17 protein-coding genes and 1 tRNA gene are annotated in these 18,938 nt (G+C 41.2%); 11 read left to right on the top strand and 7 right to left on the bottom strand.

Features of this window, described 5'->3' with window-relative positions; all coding sequences use genetic code 11:
• Position 1 precedes the first annotated feature (1 nt).
• Entirely contained in the window at positions 2-535 is a 534-nt protein-coding gene (locus tag ACEQ81_RS08995; protein ID WP_411030547.1) for an NADPH-dependent FMN reductase, read from the bottom strand.
• Positions 536-665: 130 nt separating this feature from the next.
• Between ACEQ81_RS08995 and ACEQ81_RS08990 the strand changes: the two genes are divergently transcribed.
• Together ACEQ81_RS08990 and ACEQ81_RS08985 are read left to right on the top strand one after the other, a co-directional pair.
• Positions 666-1,862, top strand: a complete 1,197-nt coding sequence (locus ACEQ81_RS08990) for an acyltransferase family protein (RefSeq protein ID WP_411030546.1) — start codon at positions 666-668, stop codon at positions 1,860-1,862.
• 112 nt (positions 1,863-1,974) lie between these two features.
• The gene (locus ACEQ81_RS08985; protein WP_411030545.1) at positions 1,975-3,393 is read left to right on the top strand and encodes a DUF3179 domain-containing protein; all 1,419 of its coding nucleotides are present in this window, start codon (positions 1,975-1,977) and stop codon (positions 3,391-3,393) included.
• 78 nt (positions 3,394-3,471) lie between these two features.
• Here the strand turns inward: ACEQ81_RS08985 and mgrA are convergent, their stop codons facing one another.
• The 4 genes from mgrA to ACEQ81_RS08965 form a co-directional block, all read right to left on the bottom strand.
• Positions 3,472-4,479 carry an L-glyceraldehyde 3-phosphate reductase gene (gene mgrA / locus ACEQ81_RS08980; RefSeq protein WP_411030544.1) on the bottom strand — a complete coding sequence of 336 codons (1,008 nt, stop codon included), beginning with the start codon at positions 4,477-4,479 and terminating at the stop codon, positions 3,472-3,474.
• Positions 4,480-4,564: 85 nt separating this feature from the next.
• Positions 4,565-5,971, bottom strand: a complete 1,407-nt coding sequence (gene lpdA / locus ACEQ81_RS08975; protein WP_411030543.1) for a dihydrolipoyl dehydrogenase — start codon at positions 5,969-5,971, stop codon at positions 4,565-4,567.
• A gap of 112 nt (positions 5,972-6,083) precedes the next feature.
• On the bottom strand, positions 6,084-6,470 hold the full coding sequence (locus ACEQ81_RS08970; RefSeq protein ID WP_411030542.1) for a hypothetical protein: 387 nt from the start codon (positions 6,468-6,470) through the stop codon (positions 6,084-6,086).
• Between the two features lie 100 nt (positions 6,471-6,570).
• Complete coding sequence (locus ACEQ81_RS08965) at positions 6,571-7,032, bottom strand: Lrp/AsnC family transcriptional regulator (protein ID WP_411030541.1); 462 nt, start codon at positions 7,030-7,032, stop codon at positions 6,571-6,573.
• A gap of 152 nt (positions 7,033-7,184) precedes the next feature.
• Between ACEQ81_RS08965 and ACEQ81_RS08960 the strand changes: the two genes are divergently transcribed.
• From ACEQ81_RS08960 to ribB, 8 genes are all read left to right on the top strand, one after another.
• Positions 7,185-8,405, top strand: coding sequence for an aminotransferase class I/II-fold pyridoxal phosphate-dependent enzyme (locus ACEQ81_RS08960; protein WP_411030540.1), 1,221 nt, complete (start codon positions 7,185-7,187; stop codon positions 8,403-8,405).
• Between the two features lie 62 nt (positions 8,406-8,467).
• On the top strand, positions 8,468-9,952 hold the full coding sequence (gene nhaC / locus ACEQ81_RS08955; protein ID WP_411030539.1) for a Na+/H+ antiporter NhaC: 1,485 nt from the start codon (positions 8,468-8,470) through the stop codon (positions 9,950-9,952).
• A 99-nt stretch (positions 9,953-10,051) separates the two neighbouring features.
• Positions 10,052-10,558, top strand: coding sequence for a thiol peroxidase (tpx, locus tag ACEQ81_RS08950; RefSeq protein ID WP_411030538.1), 507 nt, complete (start codon positions 10,052-10,054; stop codon positions 10,556-10,558).
• On the top strand, positions 10,551-10,916 hold the full coding sequence (locus ACEQ81_RS08945) for a diacylglycerol kinase (protein WP_411030537.1): 366 nt from the start codon (positions 10,551-10,553) through the stop codon (positions 10,914-10,916). The genes tpx and ACEQ81_RS08945 overlap by 8 nt, the downstream gene beginning before the upstream one ends.
• A 63-nt stretch (positions 10,917-10,979) precedes the next feature.
• Entirely contained in the window at positions 10,980-13,343 is a 2,364-nt protein-coding gene (locus ACEQ81_RS08940; RefSeq protein ID WP_411030536.1) for a DNA translocase FtsK 4TM domain-containing protein, read from the top strand.
• Positions 13,344-13,350: 7 nt separating this feature from the next.
• The gene (locus ACEQ81_RS08935) at positions 13,351-13,992 is read left to right on the top strand and encodes a LolA family protein (protein ID WP_411030535.1); all 642 of its coding nucleotides are present in this window, start codon (positions 13,351-13,353) and stop codon (positions 13,990-13,992) included.
• Positions 13,993-14,065: 73 nt separating this feature from the next.
• On the top strand, positions 14,066-15,502 hold the full coding sequence (locus tag ACEQ81_RS08930) for an LptF/LptG family permease (protein WP_411030534.1): 1,437 nt from the start codon (positions 14,066-14,068) through the stop codon (positions 15,500-15,502).
• Entirely contained in the window at positions 15,502-16,641 is a 1,140-nt protein-coding gene (ribB, locus tag ACEQ81_RS08925) for a 3,4-dihydroxy-2-butanone-4-phosphate synthase (protein ID WP_411031037.1), read from the top strand. The genes ACEQ81_RS08930 and ribB overlap by 1 nt, the downstream gene beginning before the upstream one ends.
• On the opposite strand, the gene ACEQ81_RS08920 is transcribed toward ribB, so the two are convergent.
• Together ACEQ81_RS08920 and ACEQ81_RS08915 are read right to left on the bottom strand one after the other, a co-directional pair.
• Positions 16,635-17,831 (bottom strand): DegT/DnrJ/EryC1/StrS family aminotransferase, encoded by a 1,197-nt coding sequence (locus ACEQ81_RS08920; protein WP_411030533.1) that lies wholly within the window; start codon positions 17,829-17,831, stop codon positions 16,635-16,637. The two genes, ribB and ACEQ81_RS08920, sit on opposite strands and share 7 nt — an antisense overlap.
• A gap of 94 nt (positions 17,832-17,925) precedes the next feature.
• Positions 17,926-18,681, bottom strand: a complete 756-nt coding sequence (locus ACEQ81_RS08915) for a sulfite exporter TauE/SafE family protein (RefSeq protein WP_411030532.1) — start codon at positions 18,679-18,681, stop codon at positions 17,926-17,928.
• A 110-nt stretch (positions 18,682-18,791) separates the two neighbouring features.
• Between ACEQ81_RS08915 and ACEQ81_RS08910 the strand changes: the two genes are divergently transcribed.
• Positions 18,792-18,876: transfer RNA gene (locus tag ACEQ81_RS08910), tRNA-Ser, on the top strand.
• The last annotated feature ends 62 nt before the right edge of the window (positions 18,877-18,938 follow it).

Below are 18,938 nucleotides of genomic sequence, written 5' to 3'. Positions count from 1 at the left end.
TTTATATTTTTGCCAAAAACTGATTCATCGCTTCTGCATGAAGTTCTTTCAATTCACTATCAGTAATTCCGGTTTCAAGATCAAAATTATGGTTAAAGGAGGGTAATGAAAAGGTAGCAACTACATCGGCACCAAATCTGGATAATCCTTTCTCTACAATCTCCAAAGCGTTTTTGCCGCCCCCTCTGCCCGGGGAAGCAGACATTAAGAATACTTTAGTGCCTTCCAAAAACTTCATATCCAACCTGGAGAGCCAATCCGTAAGATTTTTAAAATAGGCAGAAGGTCCGCCATTGTGCTCGTTTACGGAAAGAACAATGCCTTCCACTTTGTTAATATCGTCCTTTAGTTCTACCAAGGAATTGGAAAAACCACTTTCGCGCTCATGATCTGCGCTGTACATAGGGAAGGGAAAATTAGCCAAATTCAATAGTTGCACCTTATGCCCTTGTATTAATGAAGCAGTATGTTTTACCAGTTTAAAATTTACTGAGGTGGATGAATTGCTGCCTGCAAATGCCAATATTGTTGCCATAACTACACGAATAAGATTTCTTTCAACGAAAATACCCCAATTTAGATCTATTTGCGAGTATTTTGTCTAATTTTGCTAGCGAAAACATCCAAATACACTGTTGTACAAGTATATAGGTTAGTTAATTTTGATGAAGAGCAAGACCAACAGATTATATTTTATAGATGCCATGCGTGCATGGGCTATTCTAATGATGCTGCAAGGACATTTTGTGGATGGCTTGCTAGATACGGCATTTAGGGATGGTAGTAATCTTGTATTTTCGGTTTGGCAATACTTTAGAGGTATAACTGCACCTGTTTTCTTCACTGTATCGGGTTTTATCTTCACTTATTTATTGATCAAAGGCCCGCAACAGGGCTTAGATAATCCAAGGGTGAAGAAAGGTATTAAAAGGGGATTGCAGTTAATAGCGATCGGGTATCTACTTAGAATGAACCTCTTTGGTCTTTTAAGTGGTGAAATTTACGATTCCTTTTACCTTGTTGATGTACTACATTGTATAGGGCTCTCCATTCTGGCCATTATTGGCATTTATCTTTTAACATACAACAGGCGAAAACTTGTTTTCCCTATGGTTCTATTAGGGCTTACCCTAACGCTTTTTATTTTTGAACCGTATTACAAACAATTTGCATACCACTACCTTCCTCAGTTTCTTGCAAACTATTTTACCAAGGTCAACGGCTCCGTATTTACTATTGTACCATGGGTAGGTTATGCTTCCGTAGGTGGGTTTCTTTCTATTTTGTTTGCCAGGTTCAAGGATCAAAAACATATTTACCCCATGGCCATCTCCATTGCGCTTATCATTGGGGCAACACTTGTTTTTTATTCTTCGGACTTTTTTCTGGCCACCACAAGATATACCGGTATCCAATTATTCGCCGATATCTATTTCAATAATTATCTCTTCATACGCTTGGGCGACGTTTTTGTGGTATTTGCCATTTTTATGCTGCTTAGGCAATTTATGACCAATACCATTGTTTTAAAAATCGGACAAAGCACCTTGTCCATTTACGTAATGCACTTCATAATTCTTTATGGTAGTTTTACCGGTTTGGGACTTTATCGTTTTTTCCACCATGCATTAACGCCCACGGTAGCCATTATAGGGGCCATTGCGTTTATGTTCGCCAGTACCGCTACTGCCCTGCTTTACGAAAATAACAAAGCAGCAATAAAATTGAGTATAGCCAATCGTGCAAAACAAATATGGTCACAAATAGAACCCTGGCAAATATTTACGTTAAAGCTTATGAAAAGCACCCTGTTTAGGTTAAGGGTCTTTCTATTAAAATTAATTGGGACCGTAAAAAATTAAGAAAACAATTTCGGTTTTGATTCTTACCTCAACCCCATATCCATTCCTAAAATATAGTTAAAGTTCAAATTTTCGCTGGCTTACATCGACTATTACTTTTATAGGAATAAGGATGATGCCAAACCACAAATACATAGGGTTTTATAGTTTGCTTATAGGCGTAATATTGCTTATGGGTTTTATGAATGTCGCTGATATAGAGCACAAAGGTGGGCACCCAGAGCATATTTCGATACCCAACCAGGATGATGCAACAGATCTTTTTTTAAAACTTGCGCATGGAGAGGACAAGAAAACTATCAATACGGCCATTTCATATGTAGATAAACACTGGCAAGAGGCTTATGAAATTATGCTGATAGAAACGGTCTATTTTAGTCAGAACGGAGCTATTTCCGATCGGCTTATACGTTTGTTGGAACGCAAAAGCGGTAAGCGGTTTGGGCACAATCTAGACAAGTGGTTTCAGTGGTTGTGGAACAAAACCCCTACCTACTCTGATAGTTATTATAAATTTAAGGCCAAACTGCACCAAGGCTTGGATCCCAAGTTTAAGAACTATTTTTTGGGAAGACAAGCGCAAAGTACCATTCGATTAGATGAAGTGCGTTGGGGTGGAGTTCGGCAAGATGGCATACCTCCCCTGCGGCAGCCAAAGATGATTTCCGCCAAAGAAGCTACCTATCTAAAAGACAGTAATATCGTTTTTGGGATTGAAGTAAACGGTGATGCTAGGGCTTACCCAAAACGTATTTTAGCATGGCACGAAATGTTTGTGGATACCGTAGGTGATATCCCGGTAGCAGGCGTGTATTGCACTCTTTGTGGTACAGTAATCCTATACAAAACCGAACATCAAGGTATAAATTATCAACTAGGCACCAGCGGGTTCTTATACCGATCCAATAAACTGATGTACGACAAGACAACACAGAGCCTATGGAGCACGTTGGAAGGCCAACCGGTTATAGGACCATTGGTAGGTAAAGGTATTGCCCTAGACTATTTGAGTGTTGTTACCACTACCTGGGGGGCATGGAAAAAAAGACATCCAGAAACAACAGTACTTTCCTTGCAAACCGGACATTTAAGAGATTATGGAGAAGGAGTGGCGTACCGCTCCTATTTTGCAACGGATGACCTTATGTTCACCATTCCTAAAATTGATAAAAGCCTTAACAATAAAGACGAAATATTGGCGATAAGGACATCTAAGGCTCCCAATGAAAACTTAGCTATTGCCAGCCGTTTCTTAACGTTAAATCCAATTTATACAGCACAAATCGGAAGATTACATTTTGTGGTTTTAACAGACCGCAGCGGGGCGCACCGGGTCTATGAAACACAAGGCCAGAAATTTGTTGAGTACGATGGGTTATCCGAAATAAAAGATACACAGGGTGTAAACTGGACCCTATCCGAAGATAAGATCACATCTAGTGAAGGTAAAATACTAAAGCGTATTCCTGCTCATAACGCTTTTTGGTTTGGGTACAAAGCGGCGTTCCCCAATACCAAGCTGATTAAGTAAGAATGCTATGAGAGAGGGAATCCCCCGTCCGTCTTTTGGCGGATGGGGTTTTTACAAGAACCCCAAGCATAAGGAAGGCTAGTTTGCGTCGATCAGTTTTAACTCCTCTTCCGAAAAATGAAGTTGTTCTAAAGCACCAACGTTTTCTTTCAGTTGTTTTACTGAGCTTGCACCAATTAGCACAGATGCTACCGCTGGTCTGTTAAGAAGCCACGCAATTGCCATCTGCGATAGCTTTTGTCCTCGTTGCTCGGCTATTTTTGCCAAGTTTTTTATTTTGACCAAATTGTTTTCCACCTGCTCTCTTTCCAAATACGTAAAATCCTTGGCCGCCCTAGAGTCGTCAGGAATTCCGTTTACATATTTATTGGTAAGCATACCCTGGGCCAATGGAGAAAAGGCGATGCATCCCAGGCCTTCATCTTCGAGGGTCTCTAGCAGGCCATCCTCTACCCACCTATCAAATATGGAATAACGTGCCTGATGCAAAATAAACGGAACTTTAAGCTCGCGTAAAAGTGCAGCGGCTTCCGCGGTTTCTTTGGGTTGATAATTGGAGATCCCTACATAAAGTGCCTTTCCCTGTCTAACTATATCGGATAAGGCAATCATTGTTTCTTCCAGAGGAGTATCGGGGTCTGGTCTATGATGATAAAAAATATCCACATAATCCAAGCCCATTCTGTTTAGGCTTTGATCTATACTCGCCATGAGATACTTTCTAGAGCCCAGATTACCATAAGGTCCGGGCCACATATCAAATCCTGCCTTAGAAGCTATGAACAACTCGTCGCGGTAAGGTTTGAAATCCTTTTTGTATAACAAACCAAAATTCTCTTCTGCCGAACCATATGGAGGGCCATAATTATTGGCAAGGTCAAAATGTGTAATACCAAGATCAAAAGCTCCTCGCAGAATATCCCTACCATTTTGAAGGCTGTCCACAAATCCAAAATTATGCCATAACCCCAATGATAATGCTGGCAATAGCACACCGCTCTTACCGCTTCGGTTATATTTCATGGACTGGTACCTATCTTCATGGGCACGGTATTCCTTTACACCAGACTTGTCGTTTGTTTGCATAAATTACAAAGATTTAACACCCCAAAACTCCTTGTTCCAAGAATTTCGGCGGTGATATCAACATTAAAATTCTATTTACCTTGCCCTAAATATGTAGCGCCCGGTCTTCCGTGGCTGCCAAAGCCGCTTCCTTAACAGCTTCCGCATAGGTAGGATGGGCATGGCTCATCCTTGCAATATCCTCGGCCGAAGCCCTAAACTCCATGGCGGTAACTCCTTCTGTAATGAGGTCTGCACAACGTGCTCCAATCATATGGACACCCAGAACCTCATCGGTTTTCTTATCAGCAAGTATCTTTACAAAACCGTCTATATCCATACTGGCACGGGCACGTCCCAATGCGCGCATAGGAAACTGCCCTACCTTATATTCTACTTTGGCCTCTTTCAGTTCTTCTTCCGTTTTTCCTACGGCAGCAACTTCGGGCCATGTGTAGACTACGCCCGGGATTAAATTATAATCGATATGTGGTTTTTGACCCGCCAATATCTCGGCAACCATACTACCCTCTTCCTCCGCTTTGTGTGCTAACATGGCTCCACGTACCACATCGCCAATAGCATAGATGTTGGCAGCCGTGGTCTGTAACTGACCATTGACTTCAACCCTGCCCCTTTCATCAATCTTTACGCCTGCAGCCTTGGCATTCAGTCCATCGGTATAAGGTCTTCGTCCTACAGAAACAAGACAGTAATCACCGGTAAAGGTAACTTCTTCGCCTTTCTTGTTATCTGCCTTAACGATAACTTCATTGCCTTTTCGCTCTACGGATTTAACTTTATGTGAAAGGTTAAACTTTGCCTTTTGCTTTTTCATGGCCTTCATTAATTCCTTGGAAAGCGCACCATCCATTCCAGGAATTATTCGATCCATAAATTCAATAACGGTAACCTCAGAACCCAAACGCTTATAAACCTGTCCCAATTCCAAACCTATGACCCCGCCTCCGATTACGATCATGTGTTTTGGGATTTCTGTCAATTTCAGTGCCTCCGTAGAGGTAATGATGCGTTCCTTATCAATTTTTATAAAGGGTAAAGTAGAAGGCTTAGAGCCTGTAGCTATAATAATATGTTTGGCTTCAATGGTCTCGGTCTTGCCATCATTTTTCTTTATGTTGACATGTGTGGCATCTTTAAAACTGCCAATACCTTCGTAAACATCTATTTTGTTTTTGTCCATTAAAAACTGAATCCCCTTCGTAGTCTGGTCTACCACAGCCTGCTTACGGCCAATCATTTGCTTCAGATTAACCTTTACCTCACCCGGAATTTCGATACCGTGTTCTTCAAAGTGTTTGATGGCATCTTCATAGTGGTGGGACGAATCCAAAAGTGCCTTGGAGGGTATACAACCTACATTAAGACAGGTGCCACCCAAGGTTGCATATTTTTCAATGATTGCGGTTTTCATTCCTAATTGCGCGCAACGTATTGCTGCCACGTATCCTCCGGGACCAGAGCCTATAACGGCTACATCGTATTGAGTCATAGTATGGTTTTGTTAATGCTAGCTTGTTTCGTATTGAATATCCGAAAATTCGAAATACAAAAGTACGAATGTTTTGTGGTTAGACAATACGGACGTTAGGGCGATTAATGTGTTAGCCAGTAGTGGTCTTTAACTTTCCAATTCCATAAAAACCTGCCCAAACGCTTGCTATCAAAGCCAAAGCGGAAGGTACGGCAAACCACAGCGGATTACCTGCCAATCCGGCCCAAAGGAGGTACGTAGTTTCTATGACAATAAAAAGTGAAATGACCAGGACGGGCCATTTATTATGGTTTCCGCCGATAAGAGTGGCCAGTAAGCCAGAAATTAAACCTGCTATAAGCGTGGCAATACCCCCTATGGCAAGTTCCGAAACTGAGGATGTGGCCACATGTACACCATCTACCACTACTTCCTGAGCAACTGTAGTAAGTACTATTAGTGTAAGTTCTCCCAATAAAACCCCTAAAATTGTTCTAAAAATAGACCCTGCTTCCATGCCTCGCTGCTTTAACCAATTACCAATTACCAATTACCAATTACCAATAAGGTACGTATATTGCACAAGCATTAAGCACTGTTTAACAACACTTTAGCAGCTATAGGGCAATAGCCGTGGTATGTTTTACTTCATTGATTACAAAAGAGCTTTGTGTACTACCAATATGGTCTATGGCCGTAAGTTTGGTCACCATAAAATCGCGATAGGCCTGCATACCGCCGACGTGTATTTTTAGGATATAATCGTAATCCCCACTAATATGATAACATTCCGCTACCTCTTTAAGTTTGGCTACCTGTCTTTCGAACTGCATTACAAATTCTTTGCTATGCTTTAAAAGCTTGATATGACAGAGCACCACAAAAGCCTTGTCTACTTTTTGTTGATCTACTAGAGCTACATACCTTGTTACAACTCCAGTACGTTCCAAACGTTTAATTCGCTCATACACCGCTGTGGTGGACAACCCCAACTGATTTGCATATTCTTTTGTAGTTCTTTTACTGTTGGTCTGTAGCAAGTCTAAAAGGGCAACATCGGTTTCATCAAGATTGATCATGATTTTTTTTCTTTAAAAATAGCGAACATTACGAATTTAATGAATATAATTCTATGTTTAAATACTATAATAGATTTATTTTCTATAATTATAACATTTGATTGTTATTTTATCCATTTATAAATAATTTTATGGTACAAAAAACTATATCCATGGACTATAAAGCTTCAGATTACATACAGAATTTGCAATATTTTGGTGAGTTTGGAGGTGTAAACCCCTCTATTTCGGATTCATCTACCTATACTTTTTTGTCGGCTAAGACCATGTTCGATACGTTCGACGGCAATACGGAGGGATGCTATTTATATAGTAGACACTCCTCCCCTTCCAACCTCTACCTAGGGGAGGCCTTAGCAGCTTTGGAAGGCACGGAAAGTGCCAATGTCTACGCTAGCGGCATGGGAGCCATTACATCGGTGCTAATGCAATTATGCGATACCGGTGATCATATTGTAAGTAGCAGAACCATCTATGGAGGGACCTACGCCTTCCTAAAAAACTTTTTGAAAAAGTTTAAGATCGATACCTCCTTTGTGGATACTACGAAAATAGACCTAGTGGAAAAGGCTATAACCCCTAAGACCAAAATGATCTATTGCGAAGCCGTTAGCAATCCTTTGTTGGAAATTGCAGATATAAAGTCGCTCGCAACGCTAGCCAAGAAGTATGATATACCCTTGGTAGTAGACAATACTTTTTCTCCATTGACCATTACACCTGCCAAATTGGGGGCAGAAATTGTTATCCATAGCTTAACAAAATTCATCAACGGAAGTAGCGACTGTGTAGCTGGGGTGGTCTGCGGCCCTAAAGATTTCTGTTTGGCATTAAAAGATGTAAACTCTGGCGCCGGAATGTTATTGGGTAGTACGTTAGACAGCTTAAGGGCGGCTTCTATCTTAAAAAATCTAAGGACTCTACATATCCGTATAAAAAAACACAGTGAAAATGCACTTTACCTAGCCGAAAACTTCGAAAAAGATGGCTTGCGTGTGGTTTACCCAGGATTAAAGTCACATTCAGGATTCCCCATCATAAAAAAACAAATGAATACATCCTTTGGTTATGGAGGCCTACTTACCGTGGATGTAGGGTCTTTGGAAAATGCAAATGCCCTGATGGAACTTATGCAACAAAAAAACCTTGGGTATTTGGCGGTGAGCCTTGGGTTTTATAAAACCCTTTTTAGTGCTCCCGGTACTTCCACCTCCTCGGAAATACCTTTGGAAGAGCAAAAAGAAATGGGGTTATCCAATGGACTTATTCGATTCTCTGTAGGGCTGGACAACGATATTCACAGAACCTATCAAATGATGAAGAAATGTATGGTAACACTAGGAATCCTTAAAAGTATAGAGGTAAGCATTTAAATGGCAGGCTTGCAGAACAGTTTCCAAAATCGTAATATTACAAGGTAACTAACTACCAAACTATGCAAAGTAAGAAAGCCAAACCCTATCGCCAAAATGAAAATATAGTTGAAAATCAGGAACTTAGCATTTGGGAGGCCCTAATCCCCGTTATTGCGCTAGTAGGCATGCTTGCCTACAATGTTTACGTTTTTGGAGAGGACGCCATTAGTGGCTCCAACCAGTTTATTTTGCTTTTGGGCGGTGCCGTGGCCGCAGTTGTAGGTTTTTTAAACAAGGCTTCTTACAAACAAATGCTGGCCGAGGTAGCAGAGAATGTAAAATCTACCACCGGGGCTTTAATAATTCTGCTAATGGTGGGTGCACTTGCTGGCACATGGCTCATTAGTGGTATTATCCCCGCCATGATCTACTATGGATTACAAATCCTTAACCCTACCATATTTTTAGCAGCCTGTGTGGTTATCTGTGCCATTATTTCTATAGCCACAGGAAGTTCTTGGACTACTTCGGCTACCGTGGGTATAGCACTTATCGGGATTGGTGATGCGTTGGGTGTTTCTTTGGGCATGACGGCCGGAGCCGCGCTTTCAGGAGCTTATTTTGGAGACAAGTTATCGCCTTTAAGCGATACTACCAATTTGGCACCTGCCATGGCCGGAGGTGAACTTTTTGGTCATATCAAATACATGACCCTAACCACAATACCTACCATACTGGTTACCTTTACTGTTTTTATTATCCTCGGATTTACCCAAGATACCTCGGGTACCGCGGATATTGCTACTATTTTAAATGATATCGATGCTACCTTCAACATCAACGGATGGCTGTTCTTAGTGCCTTTGGTCGTGATTTTTTTGATTGTTAAGAAAACCCCTCCCCTTGTTGCCCTATTGATAGGAACCTTATTGGGAGGTGTGTTTGCCTTGATATTCCAACCTGGCGTTGTTGCCGGAATAACAGGAAACGAAACCCTGACTTTTGAATCTGCCTACAAAGGTGTTTTGAACTCCATAACTTTGGAAACCACTATTGCCACGGATAACGAAGCACTTACCAAACTCTTTTCCGCTAAAGGGATGAAAGGTATGTTAGGCACCATTTGGCTTATTATTTGTGCCATGGTATTTGGTGGGGTAATGGATGGTATAGGCGCCTTGGCCAGAATTACAAAATCGTTGTTGGGCATGGCCAAGACCACTTTTGGCCTTTTTGCAAGTACAGTAGGCAGTTGTTTGGCCCTTAACGTTACGGCATCGGATCAGTATTTGGCCATTGTGGTTCCAGGAAAAATGTTTTCTCAAGCATATAAAGATAGAGGGCTTGCTCCGGAGAATCTAAGCCGTACTTTAGAAGATTCTGGTACCGTCACCTCCGTATTGATTCCATGGAATACCTGCGGTGCTTACCATAGTAGTGTTTTGGGCGTGGGTGTGGGCGAGTATATGTTTTTTGCCATTTTCAACTGGTTGAGCCCTATTATGACCTTGATCTTTGCAGGATTCAAAATAAAGATAAAACAACTGGTTACAACTACGGAATAACGTTTTTTGCTTCCTATTTCCCCAGGCAATTTTTCCGGACATTTCCTACCATATCACCTAGATATTTTATAATTTCACGGCGAACTTAAAACCGTTGAAATGGCTACAGTAACACTTAAAGGAAATACCATACATACATTGGGCACACTACCAGCAAAAGGGAGTACTGCCAAGGATTTTACGCTTACCAAAGTAGATTTGTCCGGCACTACCCTATCCAATTACAAAGGACAAAAAGTAGTATTGAACATTTTCCCAAGCATTGACACCGGTACTTGTGCACAATCGGTACGGCAGTTTAATCAGGAGGCTGCAGAATTGGATAACACCAAGGTACTCTGCATTTCCAAGGACCTACCCTTTGCCCAGGCCCGCTTTTGTGGTGCCGAAGGTATTGCGAACGTTGAAATGCTATCTGATTTTAGGGATGGGAATTTCGGAAGGACCTACGAGGTAGAATTTACAGACGGACCCCTGCAATCGTTGCATTCCAGAGCAGTGATCGTATTGAACGAAGAAGGTACCGTACTCTACGCGGAGCAGGTGCCAGAAATTGTGGACGAACCCAATTACAAAGCCGCATTAGAAGCGTTAATGGATGCCTAAGGAATCCTTTCTCAAAAATAGAATTCGAGGAGTTGGTTATGCCTTGCGCGGAGCACTATTGCTTATACGTACCGAGGGCAGTATCAAAGTTCAGATCGTTATAGCATTGATTATGACCGCTGCCGGCTTCTTTTTTGAAATTTCGAGTACGGAATGGATCTTACAAATCTTCGCAATTGCCATGGTATTGGGCATAGAAGGCCTAAATACGGCAATAGAAAAAATTGCGGATTATATACAGCCAGAGTTTGATGAAAAGATTGGGTTTATAAAAGACATTTCGGCAGGCGCAGTAATGCTGGTCTCTATAGCGGCCTCCATTATTGGGCTGATCATCTATTTGCCAAAACTTTTTTAAACTATCCCTAACGCTTGCTTCCTTAGTAAATTTGTATTTTAGCCCCAAATAATTGATGATTTAATGGCAAAGAAGCGAAAAACAGCAAAGCCAAAAGCTACCAAAAAAGGTTTTTCATTTAGGTTATCCAAACAGAACAAAATAATATTGGGAAGTCTCCTCATACTTTTCAGTATGGCCCTGTTCTTTTCTTTTATATCCTTTTATTTTACCTGGCAAGACGACCAAAGTACGCTTACGGAATTTGCAAATAGAAATGAACAAGCAAAAAATTTGCTCAATAAGTTTGGGGCTGCGGTAAGTCATTTTTTTATGTACCGTGGTTTTGGATTGGCCTCCCTTATTTTCCCTTTTCTTTTTTGTGTTTCTGGGCTATATCTCTTTCTAAGCTTAACAAAAAAGGGCCTCCTAAGCACCTGGATATGGGGCTTGGTGTTTGTTATTTGGGTAGCAATTGCCTTGGGCTTTTTTGCTCCTAGCAGACCTCTTTTAGGGGGGTTGATAGGCTATGAAATGAACGATTTCTTACAGGATTATACCGGTAAGATCGGGGTGTTCCTATTATTGTTGTTTGGACTGGTCATTATTCTGGTCCGACTGTTTAAATTTACGCCCGAAAGTCTCGCTAAGTATTTTGCAAAAAAAGACAGACCCCTTGCCTACGAATCTGCAGACATAGGAAATACTACCCCAGAAACTTCATTGTCCCAAGAGAAGGATACCGCAATAGTGTTGGATACCTACACCCATAAAGAAGATATTCCTGTTTTGGAAAAAGATCCCAAGGAAACTTTGGAGCTCAAGACGGTTAACAAACCCGAAGCGCCAAAGGAGAATATTGAAATGAAGGTTGAAAAGATTAAGGAGGAAAAAGAAGAACGCAAAAACACCGCCGATAAACTTGTGGCAGACTTTGGCGAGTTTGACCCTACCCTGGAGCTTGGCAATTATAAATTCCCTACTATAGAACTTCTAGATCAACATGGTACTACAGGGGGCATAACCATAAACCAGGAAGAGTTAGAGGAAAACAAGAACAAAATTGTAAATACCCTAAAAAATTATAAGATCGGTATAGCCCAGATCAAAGCTACCATTGGCCCCACGGTAACGCTTTATGAGATTGTACCCGAAGCTGGGGTGCGTATCTCCAAAATAAAGAATCTGGAAGACGATATTGCCCTTTCCCTTGCCGCATTAGGTATACGTATCATTGCCCCTATTCCGGGCAAAGGTACCATTGGTATAGAAGTACCCAACAAAAATGCAACCATTGTATCCATGCGCTCCGTAATAGCATCTAGCAAATTTCAAAAAGCGGAAATGCAATTGCCCATAGCTTTCGGAAAGACCATAAGCAATGAAACTTTTGTGGTAGATCTTGCAAAGATGCCCCATCTCCTTATGGCCGGTGCCACCGGACAGGGAAAATCTGTTGGTTTAAATGCGGTACTTACCTCCTTACTTTACAAAAAGCATCCGGCGGAAGTTAAATTTATTCTGGTAGATCCTAAAAAAGTAGAGCTTACTATTTACAATAAAATAGAGCGTCATTATTTGGCCAAATTACCCGATTCCGAGGACGCCATTATTACCGACAATACCAAGGTGATCAATACACTTAATTCCTTGTGTATAGAAATGGACAACAGATACGAGCTGTTAAAAATGGCCATGGTGAGGAATATAAAGGAGTACAATGAAAAATTTAAAACACGTAAGTTAAACCCCAACGATGGTCATATGTTCTTGCCTTATATTGTGCTGGTCATAGACGAATTTGCCGATCTGATCATGACGGCTGGCAAGGAAGTAGAAACACCCATTGCCAGATTGGCACAATTGGCCCGTGCCATTGGTATTCATTTGATCATTGCTACACAAAGGCCCTCGGTAAATGTAATAACGGGCATTATTAAAGCCAACTTTCCGGCTCGGATTGCCTTTAGGGTAACCTCTAAAATAGATTCCAGGACTATTTTGGACGCTCAGGGAGCGGACCAATTAATAGGAAGGGGCGATATGTTGTTCACACAAGGAAACGATGTAACGAGAATTCAATGTGCTTTTGTAGACACACCCGAGGTTGCCAAAATTGCAGAATATATAGGGTCTCAGCGTGCTTATCCAGATGCCCATCTTTTACCGGAATATGCCGGGGAAGATTCTGGCACAGGTATTGATTATGATATTTCCGAAAGGGATGCCATGTTCCGAGATGCCGCCGAAGTTATCGTAATTGCGCAACAAGGTTCTGCCTCATTGATACAACGTAAGTTAAAACTGGGGTATAACCGTGCCGGTAGAATAATAGACCAATTGGAGGCCGCTGGTATCGTTGGTCCTTTTGAAGGAAGCAAGGCCCGTCAGGTATTGGTTTCGGACATGTTCGCCTTAGATCAATTATTAAGTAATGAGACAAAATAAAAGTAAAATGAAAAAAATACTGCTTATAGCAATTGCGTTTACTTCATTTACCGCCATGGGCCAAAGTTCTACAAAGGCCAAGACCTTATTGGATGAAGTATATAACAAAGTGAAGAGCTACGACAATATTTATGTGGATTTTAAATTTGCCCTTCACAACAGTGAAGCCAATGTAAATCAGGAAACCCGGGGCGATGTTACCCTCCAGGGCGATAAATACCTATTTAATTACTTGGGCTCCCAACAATTGTACGATGGCAGTAAAGTATATACCATAGTGCCAGAAAACGAAGAGGTTACCATAGAGAACCAGACGGAGGACGATAATGATATTACCCCTTCCAAAATGCTTACCTTTTACAGACAGGGCCATAATTACGAATGGGACGTACTGCAAAACGTTCAGGGAAGGAAAATACAGTTTATAAAATTAGTACCTATTAATTCCAATTCCGAGATAAAATCAATTTTATTGGGAATAGACGTGGAGACCAAGCATATCTATAAGCTTATCCAGACCGGTAAAAACGGTACAAAGACCACCATTACTGTTAATTCTTTTAAAACGGATCAGCCATTGTCGAAAACCTTATTTACTTTTGATGAGAATAAGTACAAGGATGACGGGTACTACATCATAAGAAGCTAAGAATTTGCGAATACTAGACCGATATATACTATACAGGTTCCTCTTTAATTTTGTTAGTTCGTTTGTAATATTGATGTTCATTTTCATATTTCAAACGATTTGGCTCTTTATAGACGATTTAGCAGGCAAAGGGCTCGATATTGTTATTATCGGTAAGTTTCTTTTTTACCTTATGCCCAATCTTACGGAGAAAGTATTGCCGCTTACCGTGTTGTTGTCATCGATCCTTACTTTCGGAACTTTTGCGGAGAATTATGAGTTTGCGGCCATGAAGGCCTCGGGAATATCTTTGCAGCGATCCATGCGAAGCCTCATTTATTTTATCGTTTTCTTGGGCGGCGTCACTTTTTATTTCGCTAACAGCGTTATTCCGGCATCCGAGCAGAAAATCTATAACCTTAGACGAAATATCGCCAAAGTAAAACCGGCGGTTGCCATTGCGGAAGGGGTTTTTAGCGATTTTGAAGGCACAGGGATGAATATAAAGGTAGACAAGAAATACGGCGAAAACGATCGTTTTTTGGAAAGTGTGATCATCCATAAAAAATCAGCAACCAACATTAATAATACCGTTATAAAGGCCAAGACAGGAGAACTTAAAAGCAATAAAGACTCTGATATTATCCAATTGGTTTTGTATGATGGACATTATTATGAAGATGTGCGGTCCAAATCCAATAAGGGCAAAAAAAAGCATCCATTTGCCAAATCCAATTTTGAGAACTATACCATGAACATAGATATCTCCGGATTAAACGATGTGGATATGAACGAAGAAAGGGATATCAATACGGATAAGATGAAAAACATCTCGCGCCTAACCAAAGATATAGACTCCCTAAAGAAAGATAACATAAAGGTAGTAAAGGCTTTCTCCAAGAATATCAATAACAGAATGGGTGCGTTCCTTCCTGTTACGAAAGATTCCGTACCTCCACAAGAAAAAGATAGTTTAGCTGCCCTGCCCGTTAATGACAGCATTATAACTGAGCACAAGAACGAAGCCCAAGGCCAAGTAACCGATATTGTAAAATTGTACAAGGACTATCAAAAAATACAAATCATAAATTCCGCGACCAACTCCAGTAAAAACATTCTAAATTCCATAAAAGGGAAAAAAGAAGAGCTAGAAAAAAGATATAAGATTTACAATATGCATATTTTGTCCTTGCATAAAAAATTTGCACTGGCCTTTTCTTGTGTAATCTTGTTTTTTGTTGGAGCACCCTTGGGGGCAATAATACGTAAAGGAGGGTTGGGATTACCCATGGTTATCGCTATAATTTTGTTTTTAACCTATTATTTCATTGGTGTCTTTGCCGGCAACTATGCCAAGGAAGGCAACATACACCCTATTTTAGGGGCATGGTTATCTACCATTATAATGCTACCTTTGAGCGTATTTTTAACGAAAAGAGCCACGGCAGACCGTGGATTGACCAATATTGGAAATATCGTGGATTTTATAAAAGGGCTATTCAAAAAGAAAACGGAAGTTGCTACAACATGATGATCGGCATGACAAAAGATATACAATTGAATACAATAGAAGAAGCTATTGAAGATGTAAAAAATGGTAAGGTCATTATTGTTGTCGATGATGAAAACCGGGAGAACGAGGGCGATTTTATTGCAGCCGCGGAAAAAGTTACGCCAGAGATGATCAATTTTATGGCGAAACATGGCAGGGGCCTTATCTGCGCACCGCTTACCGAAGATCGCTGTAGGGAACTTCAATTGGAGATGATGGTACAAAACAACACGGTATTGCATCAGACCCAGTTTACCGTGTCCGTGGATCTCATTGGGCATGGATGTACCACTGGGATTTCGGTGCATGACAGATCCAAGACCATTCTAGCTTTGGTAGATGAGGATACCAAGCCACATGAGTTGGGGCGCCCGGGACATATTTTCCCATTGAGGGCCAGAAACGGAGGAGTACTTAGACGCACAGGGCATACAGAGGCATCTATAGATTTGGCAAGACTTGCCGGTTTAAAACCTGCTGGAATTTTAGTGGAAATACTGAATGAAGACGGTACTATGGCACGCTTACCAGAACTTATGGAAGTAGCCAAAAAGTTTGACTTAAAAGTCATCTCCATAGAAGATTTGGTCGCCTATCGTATGGAGCACGACAGCCTGATCGAGAGAAAAGAAGCTTTTGACATTACCACGCGGTTTGGAAAGTTTCGGTTACGCGCCTATAAGCAAACCACCAATAACCAAATACATATCGCCCTTGTAAAAGGTACTTGGAAAGCAGGTGAACCTATCTTGACCAGGATCAACGCTACTTTGGTAAACAATGATATTTTAGGGACACTAACCAATAATCCGGATAAAAAACTGGAAGCCATGTTCGATGCCATCAGTAAGGAAGAAAAGGGTGCCATCATCTTTATCAATCAGCAGTCGCAATCACTGAACTTGCTGAATCGGCTAGCAGAATTGAAAGAGCTACAGGCCAATAATGTTTTTAAGGCACCGAAGATAAACATGGATGCCAAGGATTTTGGCGTGGGTGCCCAAATCTTGCACGACCTCAATATTACAAAAATAAGGTTGCTTACCAATACGCTGCAGACAAGGCGAGTAGGTATCGTGGGATATGGTTTGGAAATTGTGGATTACGTAGCCTACTGATCAATTGCTCCCAACACGCCGGCCATAGTCTCGGCCCGTTTGCGCACTTCGGACTTGCTCCACCCCAATTTAATAAGACAGGAAATATTTCTACCTACCCAATGATCAGATTTGGAAAAATCGGACTTATAATAATTGGGCAACTGATCGTAAACCTTATTGGGCAAGTAACCCAAGGATTTCAGATCTTTTAGGTGTTCCCATTTTCTGTGATAATGCCAATTGTTGTCATACCAATAGAAACAACCATCTACACCGGCTTTGGCTAGCGCTTCCGTGGCCTTTTTGGCCAAATCTTCCGTAGGCATGTAAAAACTAAGAAAAGAATAGTTCTCTACGCCACCTTTTGGAACCCGTCTGAATGTTATCTGAGGAACTTTTTCCAAGGCTTTTCTAAGTACGGTATAATTGTACTTCTGAATATCAAGAAATTTATCCAACCTTTTAAGTTGCGCTACGCCTACCGCTGCGTTAAGCTCGGAAATTCTATAGTTATACCCTAAAAAGGGGTGTGCCTCTGCTCCCCTATCCTTACCTATATGATCGTGTCCATGATCGGAATACTGTTCGGCATGCGCATAATAATCTTGGTTATTGGTTATAACGGCTCCGCCTTCGCCACAGGTAATGGTCTTCACATAATCGAACGAAAAGCATCCCAAATCTCCATAACTACCCAAAGGTTTACCGTTGTAACTACCTCCAATAGCTTGGCAAGCATCTTCTATCAATAATAGGGAGTGTTTTTTACAAAGCACTTTAAGGGCGTCCAAATCTGCCATGGAACCGCACATATGCACGGGCATTATTACCTTGGTTCTTTTGGTTATGGCTTTGGCAACCGCAGTGGGGTCTAACGTAAGCGTATCATCCACATCTACCATAATGGGTACAGCTCCAAGGGCCAAAATTGCTTCAAAAGTGGCCACGAAGGTAAAAGTTGGCATTATTACCTCATCTCCGGTACTGACACCTGCACTGGCCATTGCCACGGTAAGGGCCGCAGTACCACTACTGACCACATGGGCATACCCACACTTCATACGCTTTTCCAAAGCCTTCTCCAAGGTCTTGGCCTTCCAGTGTCCTTTCCGCACTCCATTGAAGCCATAACGCATTAAAACTCCCGAATTTAGCACGTCGTTAACCTGTGCTTTTTCCTTGGCTCCAAAAAGTTCAAATCCTGGCATATTGTAAGATAATGTTTACAAATGGCGAAAATAAGATTATAATTTAAATATCGTGTATACCGCCTTTGTTTTTTATATAATTTCTATAATAGTTTCAATTAAAGAACCAAAGCTTAATAGCCATGGCCACTACCATAACCACCAAAAACGTCTTTATAAAACCATCTCCTTTTTTTACGGAAAACCTACTGGAGAACCATGCACCGCTACCATTGCCAATGGCCAATATAAGACCTACTTTCCAATCTACCTTATCATTAAAAACAAACACGGCCAAGGCGGCCAAGGTATAGATAAAAACAACGGCAACTTTGGTGGCATTTACCCGGACCAAGGTCATATGATTTACATAATGTAGAAATAGAATGATGATAAACCCGAGTCCTGCGTTTATAAACCCGCCGTAAATTCCGAAAAAGAAAAAAGCGATGATCCCAATCCACAGATATTTGCCCGTTAAACGCTCTTGGAGTTCCCTAACATCAATTTTGGGTTTAAAGATAATGATGAGTACCACCACGATCATAATAACCGCCAGAATCTTATTAAAGGTCTCCCCTTTTATATCTACGGCAATGGTTGCACCCAGGATGGCACCCAGCAGGGCAGAAATACCCAAGTAAATATTAAAGGGAAAAGTGGATACGCCCTTACTTTTAAAACCAGCAGTTGCCAAGGCGGTCTGGATTACAATGGCCACCCTATTGGTACCATTGGCCACACTGGGTGGCAGTCCAAGAAATATAAGTACCGGAAGGGATAATAAAGACCCGCCACCGGCAATGGTATTTATGAACCCTACGGCAAAACCTACTCCCACCAAAAGTACATAATGGTACCATTCTTCCATCACACAAAAATAGCTTCTTAAAACGAATAATTAAGCGTTTATGGTTAAAATAAAAATCTTCAAAACCCTTCATAGAATAGAAAAAGCTTTCTATATTTGCACCCGCATTAGGAGAAATGGCAGAGTGGTCGAATGCGGCAGTCTTGAAAACTGTTGAGGGTCACACCTCCGGGGGTTCGAATCCCTCTTTCTCCGCTTAGCGCAAAGCTCGATATCCGATAAGGATATCGGGCTTTTTCAATTTTATAGAATGGGCA

The organism is Spongiimicrobium sp. 3-5, assembly GCF_046557915.1.
In the GTDB taxonomy this organism is placed as follows: domain Bacteria; phylum Bacteroidota; class Bacteroidia; order Flavobacteriales; family Flavobacteriaceae; genus JBHEBG01.
Note: the sequence above shows the minus strand (reverse complement) of the source record. Positions and strands in the feature narration are given on the sequence as shown.